Source organism: Mucilaginibacter sp. NFR10 (assembly GCF_900100445.1).
Classification (GTDB): Bacteria; Bacteroidota; Bacteroidia; order Sphingobacteriales; family Sphingobacteriaceae; genus Mucilaginibacter; species Mucilaginibacter rubeus.
This window is the reverse complement of record NZ_FMTV01000001.1, coordinates 1,332,066-1,346,962: the sequence shown is the minus strand read 5'-3', so window position 1 is coordinate 1,346,962 and position 14,897 is coordinate 1,332,066. Positions and strand designations below refer to the sequence as shown.

Sequence of the window (14,897 nt, the reverse complement as noted above, 5' to 3'; positions counted from 1 at the left end):
TCTTAGGGTTCAACTTAGTTGTATAATGTATCTGGTGTTAGCTCGGCTTTTGCTTTACCAGGTGCGGTAATAAACACTTTTAACGATACCGGGCCAATCCCCTGATCAAAATATTTTACCGTTACCTTATGGTAGCCTTTTAATAACGGCGCAGCTCCCATTTGTTCATTTATGGTATGCTTTCCGTCGTTATCAACTACCGGTTGGTCATCGATTAATAAAACCGAACCACCTGCGGATGACGTTGCAAAGCCATAAACGCCATCTGTTTCAATATTAATAAATCCTGTATAAATCACACCATATTTACCTTTATTTTTTCGCAGATCGGCCGTATTAAAGGTTTTGGTTACACCGCTGTCGGCAGGCATAACGCCAAGTTGGTTTGTACTGCTGTAAAGACCAGGAAAAACCTGATACTTTAGTCCTGATGCTGTACCTGTATAAGTAACGGCTGCCATTGGCGCTTTATTGTAAACCAATGTACGGGTAACATTGCTCCGTTTGCCCGAAGGAGTGATAACGATAGTCTGTAGTTCGCGGTATTGATCAACAGGTATCTCCAAATTCAACGGAATAGTATAAATCAAATCTGTTTCGCGCGGGGTATAACCGTCAATAGTATAATGAACTTTTGCACCTTCAACAGATGGTTTTAATACGGCATTTAACTTACTGCCTATTATCACTGTATCTTTTGCACCTATAGCTGTTGGCACGTGGTAATCAAAACCGTTTTTATCCAGCCAGGCCAAATGAGCAGGTAAACGTGTATCAGCAAAATCAACATAATTTTTATTAGCCAATGGCGACCAGGCTATTTCCGACAGGGCAAGCAGTCTCGGCAATAGCATAAACTCTACCTTGGCATCGGTTGCTACATATTCTGTCCACAAATTGGCTTGTACACCTTTAATGTATTTCTGCTCATCTGGTGTTAACACAGCAGGGGTAGGGTTGTAGCTGTAAATTTTTGATAATGGTTCGTTACCGCCAATGCTCAAAGGTTCCTGGCTTGGTTTTCCCTGGCCATGATCAATATATAAACCGTTGCTTCCCGGTGTCATGATCACATCATGTTTTTGTTGAGCTGCTGCAATTCCACCTTCTTCGCCGCGCCAGCTCATAACTGTAGCGTTAGGGGCAAGGCCACCTTCTAAAATCTCATCCCAGCCAATGATACTGCGACCTTTTGAGTTTAAAAACTTTTCAATGCGTTGTATAAAATAACTTTGCAGTGCGTGCTCATCTTTCAGCTTTAATTTTTTTATTAATTGCTGGCAAAATGGCGAACTTTTCCAGGCATCTTTCGGAGCTTCGTCACCGCCAATGTGAATGTATTTGCTCGGGAAAAGCGCCATCACTTCTGTTAAAACATCCTGCAAAAAAGCAAAGGTTTTTTCATTAGGGCAATAAATATCATTAAATACGCCCCAGGTTTCGGCAGGCTGATACGTTTTTGACGGGTCACAACTTAACTCGGGATAAGCAGCAAGCGCAGCTTTAGAGTGTCCCGGCATTTCAATTTCAGGTACTATGGTAACAAACCTGTCTGAGGCATACTTTACTACCTGGCGGATTTGATCTTGTGTATAAAAGCCGCCGTACGGTGTCCCATCAAATTGTTGTGGCGTACGGTCGTGATAACCACCTATAAGCGTTTGTGCACGCATACTGCTTATTTGGGTAAGCTTAGGGTATTTCTTTATTTCAATGCGCCAGCCCTGATCTTCGGTAAGGTGCCAGTGAAAAGTATTCAGTTTATAAGCAGCCAAAAGGTCGATATATTTCTTAACCATCTCAACCCCAAAAAAATGACGACCAACATCAAGCATTGCGCCACGATATCCAAAACGCGGGTAATCTTCAATTTGCACGGCAGGCAGCTTTATGGTAGCGGAATGTTCGGTAGGCATCAGTTGAAGTAATGTTTGCACACCGTAAAATAATCCAGCCCCTTTGCCAGCAACAGTAATTTGTTGTGGCGTAATGGTTAAGCGATAACCTTCGGCAGGTAAACCTTCGGTACCGGCTGCAGTAAGAGTTATAACGTTGTTGCTTCTGCTGCCTTTTAAAGCAACCGGTTTGTTATAAGCCTGATTGTTGGCAAGGTAATCTTTAAAAAATATCACCGCTTTATTTGATGGTGTATCTGCCTGAACGGTAGTTTCCTGGCTCAAAACAAATTGACCGGAAGCTTTTTTCAAGGAAACAGGAGCGGGGATAATACCCAGGTTTGGATCCGTGTCCTGTGCGTTTACAGTGGAGGTGTACACTGCAAGCACGGCAAGCAGTACTAAAGAAGCCTTTTTATACATAATTTATCTAACAGGTTAGTGTGAGCCCGTAAGATAAAACTTTTTTAAAAAATTTAAAAAGTTTTAATGTGTAAAAATGTTAGTTCAATAGTAGAGATGATTACATACTTCGCCTCTCTTTGCCCGCCCACAATCCCAATACTCGCTGTGGACTTTCCATTGCAATCTAACACGGTTGCTATTTAATGATGAGTACTTTGAAAATAAAAAAGCGACAGGCAAAACCTATCGCTTTTTTGAGGCTAAGACACTAATCTCTAACCTCCAATCTCTAATCACTTTAATTAAGCCGTCACCACATGCTCTTTGGCAGCCAGATAACGCTCAGCGTCGATAGCGGCCATACAGCCGGTGCCGGCTGCTGTTACAGCCTGGCGGTAAATGTGATCCTGGGCGTCGCCGGCGCAAAATACACCTTCAACGTTGGTCTCAGTTGAACCGGGACGGGTGATGATATAACCGGTTTCATCCATATGTAACCAGCCTTTAAAAATATCGGTATTAGGGTGGTGACCAATTGCTACAAAGAATCCTGTAACATCAAGATCGGTTTCGGCGTTTGTTTGGTTGTTAATTACTTTAACACCAGTAACGCTTTGACCATCGCCTAAAATTTCTTTGGTTTCGGTGTTATATAAAATTTCAATGTTTGGCGTGTTCAATACACGGTGAACCATCGCTTTTGAAGCGCGGAACTCGTCCCTGCGAACGATCATATATACCTTGCGGGCAAGTTTAGCTAAATAAGTAGCTTCTTCGGCAGCGGTGTCACCGGCACCAACAATAGCCACATCCTGGCCTTTAAAAAAGAAACCATCGCATACTGCACATGCAGAAACACCAAAGCCGCTATATTTTTGTTCAGACTCTAAACCAAGCCATTTGGCCGAAGCTCCGGTTGAAATAATCACGGTATCAGCTGTGATGGTTTTCACATCATCAACTACAACTTTATGTGGCAGGCTTGAAAAATCTACAGAACTAACATATCCGAAACGGATTTCGGTACCCAGGCGCTCAGCCTGTTTGCGAAAATCTTCCATCAGTTCAGGACCCATAATGCCCTGCGGATAGCCCGGGAAGTTTTCAACTTCGGTAGTTTGTGTAAGCTGGCCGCCTGCCAGTAAACCAGTATACATAACTGGCTTAAGATCAGCGCGGGAAGCATATATAGCTGCAGTATAACCTGCAGGACCTGAGCCTATGATCAGGCATTTTACGTGTTCAGTTTCTTGAGACATTTTATTATAAATGAGTTGCGAATTTACGATTTTAAGCGCATAAGGCAAAGCGCATATCGTCAACAAAGTGACATCATTTGCCTGTATTTGCGGCAAGCACCCGCATTACATTTCCACCTAATATTTTATCAATATCTTTTTGGCTGTAGCCTAATTTCAATAGTTCTCCGGTTATTTTTGGATAATCAGCAACGCTATCCAAACCAAGAGGGTATGATTCGGCACCATCAAAATCCGACCCGATACCCACATAATCAACACCTATCAGTTTCACAATATAATCGATATGCTTGATCAGCAGCTCAAGCGGTGGTCTGAGCTTGTCTGATTCCGATTTATACAAGGCGTTTATCCTGATATTGGCCAGATCGACGTCATGATAAACTTTGGTCAATGAATCGAGCTCTGTTTTATGCAGCGCCAAAAACTTAAGCACTTTGGGTGTATAGGTACTATCTACAAAGCCACTATAAAAATTAATGCATACCACACCGCCGTTTTTTGCCAGCGCCTTTAGTTGGTCATCCTTTAAGTTGCGGCGAAATGGATCGATACTATAAGCACAGCTATGTGAAGCGATAACAGGCTTTGTGGTAGTTGCCAGTACATCATAAAAAGTGCGTTCACCTACGTGCGATACGTCAACCATAACACCAAGCTCGTTCAGGTGTTTAACAATCTGCTTACCATAATCGGTGAGCCCTAAATGTTTCAAACTATCTTTTTTAGTAACCTCGTCACGTGCTGAAGTTGCCCATGAAGTACTGTTATTCCAGGTGAGGGTGAGGTAACGCATCCCACGTTTAGCAAGGCTGTCGATGTAATCCATCCTGTCTTCGATCATATGCCCGCCTTCAACACCAATCAACGCCGCCAGCTTTTTGTCGGCCACAGCTTTTTTAAGTTCTTTGGTGTTGCGCACTAAAGCTATTTTATCAGGATTACGCTTGATGAGCGCGTACAAAGAATCAATTTCCCGGTTAGCAAAGGCAAAACCGGATCCTTTACCATAACTCTCACCGCACCAGATAGAAAAGATTTGTGCATCAAGCCCGCCTTCTTTCGCACGAACCAAATCGAAGTTACCTTCGCTTTGATGTTTGCTTAAATCAACTTTGGTTATCAGCTCATTTGAAATAACATCATTGTGGGCATCAATTAGAACTGCCTTTTGATGAATTTGCTGTACGTTTTGGGCAGATAGTTTTAGCGTGAGTGATAAAAGAAATAATAATAACGATCTTTTCATAATTGGAAGATAAGGAAATTGACCGCTGATTCACATGTTTTTTCGATTTTACCGATTTTGGCTATCCAGCTTTCACTATGAAAATAATAATTGATGCAGCTAATAACGTTAATCCAAGTAAAATGAAGCTAAGGGGGACGCTTTTTGAAGAACTGTCATTTAATGTAAATAGCGAATTATCAGCAGGATCATATACCACATTTACCGAATCACCCTCTTTATATGAGTATCTGCTGATACCAATGTTGTGTTTTTTTGTTATCAATTCGTTTTGTAATGTCCGATATCTAATTACCGGGTAGTTTAATACCATCGAATCTTTATTGCTCCTTTCATGTTCAATACTTATAACCGTACCCTCAACTTGTATACCTCTTTTCATGAGTTTTTTGTGGCTATCATATAGTATAGCCCCAAACAGGCTAAATATGGCTCCGGTACCCCCCAGTGTCAAAGCAGTTATTATAGGATTATCGCTTGATATTAAATGGCTGCTATATAGTAATGTATCAATGATCATGGTTCAGGTTTATATAATCATGCGAAGAGACTAATAGCTCTCCGCGGTGTTAAAGATGTTTATCCAGCAATCACCAAATCACTTAACTGGTTATTGATAAACTCCATTTCCTCTCCATTGATATGAATATTGATGGCTTTGGCATTTTGAACAGATTGTTCGGCATTACGGGCGCCAACCAGCGCTACAGTTATGCCTGGATGATTGATTGTCCAGCGGATAACCAATTGCCCTAAAGTTGCACCTTTTTCGTCGGCCAATGGTTTTATTTTGGCAAGAAAGGCATTGGTACGCTCAATGTTTTGATCTTTAAAGTATTTGACGGCTGCGCGATGGTCGCCCTCATCAAAGTTTTGGCCGGGTTTCATTTTACCGGTCAATAAACCACGCTCAAGGGGACTATAAGCTAATATCGCTTTCCTATTCTCGATGCAATAAGGAATTAGCTCATCTTCAATAGCGCGGTTTACCATGCTAAACGGAACCTGGTTTGCCGCCAGCTTAATGGTTTTGGCAGCGATTTGCATTTGACTCAAATTATAATTACAAACACCTGCTTCGCGAATTTTACCCTGTTCCTGAAGACGTAAAATGGCTTCCATCGTTTCGTCAATAGGCGTAGTTTTGTCCGACCAATGAATTTGGTACAAGTCGATATAATCGGTACCAAGACGTTTGAGGCTGGTTTCACACTCGGCAATAATGCTGTCTTTACCGGCATATCGATATACATCAATATCCTTCCCGTTGTTGTCTTTACTCTTAAAAAAGAACTCACCTTTAGCAAGGTCCCAGCGCAAGCCATATTTAGTCAGGATCTGTACCTTATCCCGGGGCAGGTCTTTAATAGCCCGGCCCACCAGCTCTTCGCTTTTACCTTGTCCATAAACTGGGGCTGTATCAATTGATGTTATTCCAAGATCGTAAGCCGCGCGCATGGCATCAATAGCTTCCTGGTCATCATTGCCTCCCCACATCCAGCCGCCAGCAGCCCATGCCCCAAAAGTTATTGCCGATACGCTTAGTTTACTTTCGCCTAATCTTCTGTATTCCATTTTTTAAGTAGATTGATGTATGCACCAAATATATTTATTTATACATGATTTGAAAGGGGCATCTATAGATGTATGAATAAAGCCAGGCTAAAACCTACGCATCTGAAATTTGCACATCGGCATATTTAAAAAATTACCACATTTGTAAATAGCACAACCATCTATATAAAATATGTATTTTTTATATCCTGCTTTTTTATTCGCGTTGCTGAGCCTGGCTATCCCGGTTGTGATCCACCTGTTCAATTTTCGTAAATACAAAAAGGTATATTTCAGTAATGTACAGTTTCTGAAAGAGGTGCAGGAACAGCAGGCTTCACGCCGCAATTTGAAGGAGCGATTGATATTGGCGTCGCGTTTACTTGCTTTGTTATTTCTGATACTGGCATTTGCCCGACCTTATATCCCCGGCGCGCAAAATGCTAATGCTGGTAAACAGCAGGTGATCAGCGTTTTTGTGGATAATTCTTACTCCATGGAAACCCTTAACCGCGAGGGCTCGTTACTTGATGAAGCCAAACGCCGTGCTAAGGAAATTACTTCGGCTTATAATATTAATGATCGGTTTCAATTACTTACGCAAGATTTTGAAGGTAAACATCAAAGACTATTGAGCCGTGATGAATTTAATGATGCAGTTGATGCGGTTAAAGTAAGTTCACAAAGCAGGAGCTTACAACAGGTTATCAGCAGACAGGAAAACCTATTGCAAAATCAACCGGGAGCTCCCAAGTCGGTGTTTATTATTTCTGATTTTCAAAAAAACAGAAATGATAAACCAGTGAAAGCCGATAGTGATATTGCCGTTAACCTTGTTCAGCTTAAAGCCGGGAACCTTCCCAATGTTGCTGTTGATTCGATTTGGCTCCTTGGTGCGGTACATCGCCCGGGTGAAAGTGAAAAACTGGTTGTACGCCTACATAATTACGCTACAGAAAAAGCAGAAAAGATTCCCCTCAAAATATTAATTAATGGTGAGCAAAAGGCGCTCGGTAGCTTCAGTATCAATGCCCGCCATGTTCAAAATGATACCTTATCATTTTCGGGCTTAAAACCTGGATGGCAGAGCGGTGAAATTCAGTTGCAGGACAACCCGGTCACATTTGACAACCAGTTTTATTTTAGTTTTAATGTAAAGGAGCAAATGCCGGTTCTGCTGATAGATGGAGGCGCTCCAAATCCATATCTGAAGGCTGTTTTTGCATCTGACGCTTTCTTTGCTGCATCCCGTGTAACCGATGGTAACGTTGATTACGCTGCACTTAATAGCTATCCTATAGTAATTGTCAGCGACATTAAAACCATAGCTACCGGACTGGCACAGCAGTTGAGAACGTACGTGACAAAAGGAGGGACGCTGGTTGTATTTCCGTCGGCCGATGCTGATCTGGCTAATTATAAGTCATTGTTATTAGCCTTAAATACCGGATATCCTGAAAAGCTAATAACCCAGGACGTAAAAGTAGCCTCCATCAACAAACAGAGCGCAGTATTTAAAAATGTATTTGAGAGCTTTCCTCAAAACCCTGATTTGCCATCCGTAAAAAAATATTATCAGCTGAGTAAAAGCGGTTCTAAGCAGGAAAGCCTGATGAACCTTGCTACCGGCGAAGCTTTTTGGGAGGGTTACAGCAGCGAAAAAGGGAATGTTTACATGTGTGCTGTACCTCTTAGCGAAGATTTTAGTAACCTGCCAAGGCATGCGCTGTTTGTACCCATACTTTTTAGGATGGCATTATTAAGCGGGCATGACCAACCCTTATTTTACACTTTTGGTGCCGACGAAAGTTTTGAGGTACCACCCGTACAAACCACCGAAAAGCAATTGCTCAAACTCACCAAAGGCAATCAAAGCATTATCCCGGATGTAAGGCAGCAGGAGGGAAGTACGTTGTTATATGTTTCTGATCAATTGAATGAACCCGGAATTTATTCGCTCCGCAAGCAGGACAGTACGCTGGCAACACTTGCTCTTAACGATAACCGGGCAGAATCAGATATGAGTTATTTTACGGCGGCCGATCTCGAAAAAATACTGCCAAATGCAAAGCCCTTATTAACAGCAGGAAGCGATTCATTAAAAAGTGTTGTTGCCGAATCAAATTTTGGCACACAATTATGGAAACTTTGTATAATTTTGGCGCTGATCTTCCTGCTTGCAGAAATTTTGTTAATCAGGTTTTATAAGCCTGATCAACAGGGCGTTATTCAGGCTGGATAGATCGATACAAATCCACACATAAAGCAGTGCTAATGAATTTGCTTATCAAATCAGCCACTATTCTTGATCCCGGATCATCCTTTCATCAACAAGTTGCCGATATTTTAATTGAAAATGGTGTTATCACCCGCATAGGCGACGATATAGATGCCGATGCCGAACTGTTTGATGCCGAAGGCAAATATGTTTCGCCCGGTTTTTTCGATCTTAACTGTAATGTAGGCGAGTTGGGCCTTGAAACCAAGGAAGACCTTCGTTCCGGTACAGTAGCCGCAGCAGCAGGAGGTTTTACGGGCATAGCACTAATGCCCAATACCCAGCCGCCGGTGCATTCCAAGTCGGAAGTTGAATACCTGCTAAACCGCTCAAAAGGTAACCTGGTTGATGTTTATCCTCTGGGTACCATATCGCAGAAGCGTGAAGGGAAAGATCTTGCCGAAATGTATGATATGTACCAAAGCGGTGCCAGGGCTTTTACCGATGGCAGTCGCCCGGTACAGGACGCGGGTTTAATGGAAAGAGCTTTACTGTATGCACAGGGTTTTGATGCACTGGTTTTCTCTTACCCTGAAGATACCGCTATAGCAGGTAAGGCAAAAGTTAATGAGGGAGAGATCAGCACACTGCTTGGCATGAAGGGAATTCCTTCACTGGCCGAAGAACTGATGGTTGCCCGTGATCTTTATCTTGCAGAATACACCGTGTCCCGCATCCATTTTACAACCATATCAACTGCGCGTTCGGTCGAATTGATCCGTGAGGCCAAGCGTAAAGGCATTGAAGTTACCTGCGACGTTGCTGCGCATCATTTAATATTAACCGATGAAGCCCTTTTAGGCTTTGACAGTTTATATAAAGTGAAACCACCCCTGCGTACTGCCGATGATGTTGCTGCGTTGATAAAAGGTTTAAAAGACGGCACTATCGACGCCATTGTATCGCAACATACCCCACACGAAATTGAATTTAAAGATGTGGAGTTTGAAGTTGCTGAATATGGCATAATAGGTCTGCAAACCGCATTTTCCCTGGCTTTAAAAGCGGGTTTACCGGTTGAACTTATAGTTGAAAAACTGGCTGTTAATCCCCGCGAAATACTTAGTGTTGAACTGTCGGTTATCGCTGAAGATGAAAAGGCAAACATCGTGGTTTTTGATACTGATACCGAATGGGAATACACTGCGGCTAACAACAAATCTAAATCTGCAAACTCGCCTTATATCGGGCAGCGTTTAAAAGGTAAAGTATTGTTAACTTACAACAATCACCAAATATTTAAATAATATACCTATGATCGATCCTAAAATAGAAAACGCCTTTATAGCAGCGCTTGAGGCCTTCTCCAAATACAACAACTTTGATGCAACCCAGCTAACCGATGAGTTTGCTGATGTTTTTGCGTCCGACGAAGATTTTTTATCTAAAGTAGATGAGCTTGATGCGGTTTTTAATGAAAATCCTGAAGTAGAAGAACTTCGTGAGATCTTCTTCGATTTGCTAATGATCAACTTCTTTAGCGCAGATGTTAAAAAACTGGAAGAAGATTACCTCGATACTCCTGAATGGGAGAGCATTGAAGAAGAAACACTCGACCGCGGTACCGAACTCCTTAACCTTTTACTATATCTGAATGAGTGTGAAGATGAAGATATTGAGCCGGAACTGGAAGATTACCTGAAAGAGTTTTTATTAGTTGATGAAGACGAGTTCCAGGATGAATACCGCATTTATGAGCCGGTTATTGCCAACCAAATCCTGATTGAAAGCCCGGTATCCGAAATCAGCAAGGTTGCTACTACGCTTCCTGAAGATTCGGAGCTTAAAGAGCTGTTTTACCCCATGATGTGCTTTTTTCAAAACATTGATCCATCTGACGAAGAGAAGAAAGAGATTGCTGATAATGCTATCAACAAAGAGTTTGATATGGCAGTTTTAGAAATTTTAGTTAGTTTTCAATAGCCTTTTTGATGAGCGCACAATTAGAAAGAACCATAAAAATACAAGGACTTATCAAAGGATTGATTTTAGGTGCAGTATTGGCTGTGGTAAGTATTATTTATTTTTATTTTATGGTAAGTGTAGCATCGGCTGTCGCAATAACAGTTGGTGCAATACTTTTCACGTACATATTTCCGATAGCTATTGCTGCTTTGTTTTGCATAAATCTGAGGAGCAAAGTCGGCGGGTATTGGACAATGAGGCAGGCCGCCACCGGAATTTTCATTATGTTTTTCATTTCAAACCTGACCATATTTATACTACGTGATCAGATATTTGCAAACGCTATAGAACCGCAAATGGCTCAGAAGACTAAGACAGCTATGGTTACAGCTTTGACTAAACTGAAAGAAAGCACTGCCAAACCGGAAGAAAAGAAGGAAGCTGACGCCAAGATTCAGGAGATGGAGAAAAGCTTTCAAACCGGAAAAAGCATTACCATAGGTCAGCAAATCCAGTCATTAGGTATAAGCATTATATTTCTGTTTGTTTTATCGATAATTTTCGCTGCTTTCTTTAAACGGGAGCCGGCGGAGTCTATTTCTTGAATAAAAGATTAATTGTATAACAAAACAGGCTTTTCAAATTTTGAAAGGCCTGTTTTGTTATACCGAGTTTACGAAATTAAAACCAGGATAACACACCCTAATAAACTGGGTTAACACTGGCTAACACATTTTAAATAAAGTGATTATAAATAATTAGTAATCAGTATATTGTATTTCTACCGGGTTAACACTACTGATATTTTTGAATAATTAAGCACATCTGAATGTTTGCGCCTGTTATTTGCAAAAATAGGTGCCGAGTGGGCCTGGGCGTTTAACCTGCTTCAGACCATAAAACAGCATCTAATAGCTCGCCTGTATCATAGCCTTTCCTCAGTTATATTAATTAACAACGAGATATCGGCGATAAACATTTGAAAAGCATTTGCCTGGGTAAAAAATAAACATATACATGATATAAGATAATTAGTTAATTTTAACCAAACACTAAATAACCTATATCATGGAAATAAAAAAAGCGAGCCCATCGCAACCAGCCCTGAAGTGGGCGCTAATTAACCTGGTAACTTCAATAGTTATAACTTATGCATTTCAGTTTCTTGATATTGACCCCAACTCATCTCTTAAATACCTGAGCTTTTTGCCCTTCATCGCTTTCTTGCTGTTAACGCAAAAAGAATACAAAGATCAGCTTGGCGGATATATTACCTACGGAGAAGGCTTTTTATCCGGTTTTTTATATGCGATTTTTACAGGAGTTTTCGTTGCGGTATTCACTTATGTATATTATGCGATATTAAGTCCGGAAATGGTTAATAAGGCCCTAACTGCCTCACGCGCGCAAATGGAAGCAAAAGGAAATCTGTCGCAGGATCAAATAGACAATGCCTTAAGTATGGTAAGTAAATATTTTGCGGTTATAGCGACAGTAAGCGTTGTATTTATATACGCCATTTTTGGCGCTATAGTGAGTCTGATCTCGGCAGCGGTATTCAAAAATGAAAGATCACCTTTTGACACCGTTTCCGATAATTACGAAGATCCTAAACCTATTGATCCGGCGGTATAAAACAAGCTGAAAGCAGAATGCTCAAAGCTTAAAGCTAATTCTAATTTGTACAGCTATTCAATTGATTGATAAATTCATATAAAACAAGAAAGGCCTTTCAGTAGTTGAAAGACCTTTCTTGTTTTATATGCTTGGGAGGCATCTCTAACCTCCAATCACTAATCTCTAATCGCTATTTCTTCATTACCAGCTTCACAATATCGTTACCAAAAACAAATACCATTAGGGTAACTAAAATTACAAAGCCTACAATCTGGGCGCGTTCAAGGAACTTATCGCTCAACGGTTTACCTTTAATCATTTCAATGATCAGGAATACCGCGTGACCTCCGTCAAGCGCCGGGATAGGCAAAAGGTTCATCAATGCCAATACCATCGAAAGAAAGCCTACCAATGTCCAAAAGTGGACCCAATCAACAGTACCACCAAACAGGTTGGCTATAGCTACCGGTCCGCTTACTGCTTTACCAGGGTTAACATCACCTCTGAAAATCTTACCGATACCTTTGGCATTATCCCTGAAAGTTCCCCATGCTCTTTGTGCTCCTATAGGAAAAGCTTCGAAAAAACCGTACTTTATTGTTTTGATATCCGGAAAATCGCTTTTTGCACGGTAAAAGCCCAGCTTGCCTTCTGGCGTAACCTGTGCTTTCAAGGTAACCAGTTCATGGTTGCGTTTTATACCCAGTTCAACCTGTTTGCCTTTATTAGCCGATAGTTGAGCCTGCAATTCGTCCCAAAATACAATTGGATGATTGTTGGCCATTACAATGCTGTCGCCCTTTTTTAAACCTGCTTTTACAGCATTACTGCCCGGTTCCAATGAATCAACAATGAACTTGGCACGGGGCAGGCGACTGATGAAACCTTCTATATCATGATCGTTCAAATCATTTAGGATGGTACGCGGAATGCTGATCTGCAAAGTTTGGGTGCCACGCAACACGGTAAAAACAGTATTATCCAATAATACCTGCGGACTTGTAAGATCATCAAAACGTTCAAATGGCTTACCATTGATAGCAACAACCTTGTCGCCTATTTGAAGGCCTATTTTTTTACCTACTTCACCTGGTACAATACCGTATTTTGCTGCCGAATTAGGTATATAACTATCGCCAAAACGCATGGTTAGCACCCAAAATATCAAGATGCCCAGTATAACATTTACCGTAACACCACCAAGCATTACAATAAGGCGCTGCCAAGCTGGTTTTGAACGAAACTCCCAAGGTTGCGGCGGACCAGCCATTTGTTCTGTATCCATCGATTCATCAATCATACCGGCAATTTTAACATAGCCACCAAGTGGTAGCCAGCCAATACCATACTCAACGCCTTTATATGTAAATTTAAACAGGCTCACGTTCCAGGCATCAAAAAACAGGTAGAATTTTTCTACCTTAATGCCAAAGGCCCGTGCCGCCAGGAAATGCCCCAGTTCATGCAGGATTATCAAAATTGAAAGGCCCAGTATAAGCTGGCCCACCATGATCACTATACTCATTATCTATATCTATGTAATATTAAAACTGTAATGTTTTTGAAGGTAGTTGCTGTATATAATTTTCCGCAAAGATGCGTGTTTCTTTGTCAGTATTCAAATAATCGGTTAGGGTTGGCTTTGCAATAAAATTTATTTTCTGCATACATTCTTCAATAATGCCGCTCATAGTTAAAAAGCCAATTTTACGGTCAAGAAACCCGGCAACCGCTATTTCATTTGCCGCATTGATAATGCAAGGTATGTTACCTCCCTGTTTTAACGCAGCGTACGCTAAGCTTAGATTACGGAAAGTTTCCATGTCTGGTTTTTCGAAAGTGAGGTTAGCGTAGTCGGCAAAGCTGAAACGTTTAAAATTCGTTTCGATCCGGTTGGGATAGGTGAGGGCATACTGTATAGGTAGCTTCATATCGGGCAAACCCAATTGTGCCTTAATTGATCCATCCCTGAACTGTACCAGTGAGTGAATAATAGATTGCGGATGAACTACAACCTCGATCTGATCGGCCTCAATATCAAACAGCCATTTGGCCTCAATAACTTCAAGCCCTTTGTTCATTAATGATGCCGAGTCGATAGTTATTTTAGCGCCCATTACCCAGTTGGGGTGTTTAAGGGCATCCTCACGGGTAACGTTGGCTAAAAAGTCGAGACTACGGCCACGGAAAGGACCGCCCGATGCGGTAATGATCAGTTTTTCTATCGACTTATACTCCTCACCAACAAGGCTTTGAAATATTGCTGAATGTTCCGAATCAACCGGTAAAATCTGAACTGCATTTTGTTTCGCCAAAGCGGTTATGATATCGCCGGCAACAACCAATGTTTCTTTATTAGCAAGAGCAATGTCTTTACCGGCTTTAATGGCAGCTATTGTTGGCTCCAGACCTGCAAAGCCTACCATGGCAGTTAGCACAACCGCAATTTCGGGATGCGTTACTGTATCAATGATAGCCTGGTGACCGGCAAGTACCTGTATTGGCAAATGTGCTAAAGCCTCTTTAACTTCCTGGTATTTGCTTTGATCACAGATAATGGCATATTCCGGCACAAACTCAATAGCCTGGCTGATGAGTAAATCGGCATTAGAATGTGCTGTGAGCAAAAACGCCCTGAATAAATTGCTGTTCCACCTTATAACATCAAGTGTTTGTGTACCGATGCTGCCTGTTGAGCCAAGGATGGCAATGTTTTTTATTTGGTTACTCAAGTA

Annotated in this window: 12 protein-coding genes; 5 read left to right on the top strand and 7 right to left on the bottom strand. The window is 41.5% G+C overall.

Annotated elements, in window-relative coordinates:
* Positions 1 to 14: 14 nt before the first annotated feature.
* From BLP33_RS05545 to BLP33_RS05525, 5 genes are all read right to left on the bottom strand, one after another.
* Positions 15 to 2,318 (bottom strand): family 20 glycosylhydrolase, encoded by a 2,304-nt coding sequence (locus BLP33_RS05545; RefSeq protein WP_090525659.1) that lies wholly within the window; start codon positions 2,316 to 2,318, stop codon positions 15 to 17.
* A 284-nt stretch (positions 2,319 to 2,602) separates the two neighbouring features.
* Positions 2,603 to 3,559, bottom strand: a complete 957-nt coding sequence (gene trxB / locus BLP33_RS05540) for a thioredoxin-disulfide reductase (protein WP_090526227.1) — start codon at positions 3,557 to 3,559, stop codon at positions 2,603 to 2,605.
* Positions 3,560 to 3,632: 73 nt separating this feature from the next.
* A complete protein-coding gene (locus BLP33_RS05535; protein WP_090525657.1) occupies positions 3,633 to 4,808 on the bottom strand; it encodes a dipeptidase in 1,176 nt (391 codons plus the stop codon).
* Between the two features lie 61 nt (positions 4,809 to 4,869).
* Positions 4,870 to 5,328, bottom strand: a complete 459-nt coding sequence (locus tag BLP33_RS05530) for a DUF3592 domain-containing protein (RefSeq protein WP_090525655.1) — start codon at positions 5,326 to 5,328, stop codon at positions 4,870 to 4,872.
* 59 nt (positions 5,329 to 5,387) lie between these two features.
* Positions 5,388 to 6,383 (bottom strand): aldo/keto reductase, encoded by a 996-nt coding sequence (locus BLP33_RS05525; protein ID WP_090525653.1) that lies wholly within the window; start codon positions 6,381 to 6,383, stop codon positions 5,388 to 5,390.
* 172 nt (positions 6,384 to 6,555) lie between these two features.
* Here BLP33_RS05525 and BLP33_RS05520 point away from each other — a divergent pair, with 172 nt between their 5' ends.
* The 5 genes from BLP33_RS05520 to BLP33_RS05500 all read left to right on the top strand — a co-directional run bounded on the left by BLP33_RS05520 (position 6,556) and on the right by BLP33_RS05500 (position 12,180).
* Entirely contained in the window at positions 6,556 to 8,604 is a 2,049-nt protein-coding gene (locus tag BLP33_RS05520) for a vWA domain-containing protein (RefSeq protein ID WP_090525651.1), read from the top strand.
* 32 nt (positions 8,605 to 8,636) lie between these two features.
* A complete protein-coding gene (locus BLP33_RS05515) occupies positions 8,637 to 9,887 on the top strand; it encodes a dihydroorotase (RefSeq protein ID WP_090525649.1) in 1,251 nt (416 codons plus the stop codon).
* 7 nt (positions 9,888 to 9,894) lie between these two features.
* On the top strand, positions 9,895 to 10,563 hold the full coding sequence (locus BLP33_RS05510) for a hypothetical protein (protein WP_090525647.1): 669 nt from the start codon (positions 9,895 to 9,897) through the stop codon (positions 10,561 to 10,563).
* A gap of 8 nt (positions 10,564 to 10,571) precedes the next feature.
* Complete coding sequence (locus BLP33_RS05505) at positions 10,572 to 11,150, top strand: DUF4199 domain-containing protein (RefSeq protein ID WP_090525645.1); 579 nt, start codon at positions 10,572 to 10,574, stop codon at positions 11,148 to 11,150.
* Between the two features lie 463 nt (positions 11,151 to 11,613).
* Complete coding sequence (locus BLP33_RS05500; RefSeq protein WP_090525643.1) at positions 11,614 to 12,180, top strand: DUF4199 domain-containing protein; 567 nt, start codon at positions 11,614 to 11,616, stop codon at positions 12,178 to 12,180.
* Positions 12,181 to 12,352: 172 nt separating this feature from the next.
* Here the strand turns inward: BLP33_RS05500 and rseP are convergent, their stop codons facing one another.
* Positions 12,353 to 13,687, bottom strand: coding sequence for an RIP metalloprotease RseP (rseP, locus tag BLP33_RS05495; protein WP_090525641.1), 1,335 nt, complete (start codon positions 13,685 to 13,687; stop codon positions 12,353 to 12,355).
* A gap of 19 nt (positions 13,688 to 13,706) precedes the next feature.
* Entirely contained in the window at positions 13,707 to 14,894 is a 1,188-nt protein-coding gene (locus BLP33_RS05490; RefSeq protein WP_218117146.1) for a 1-deoxy-D-xylulose-5-phosphate reductoisomerase, read from the bottom strand.
* Positions 14,895 to 14,897 lie beyond the last annotated feature (3 nt).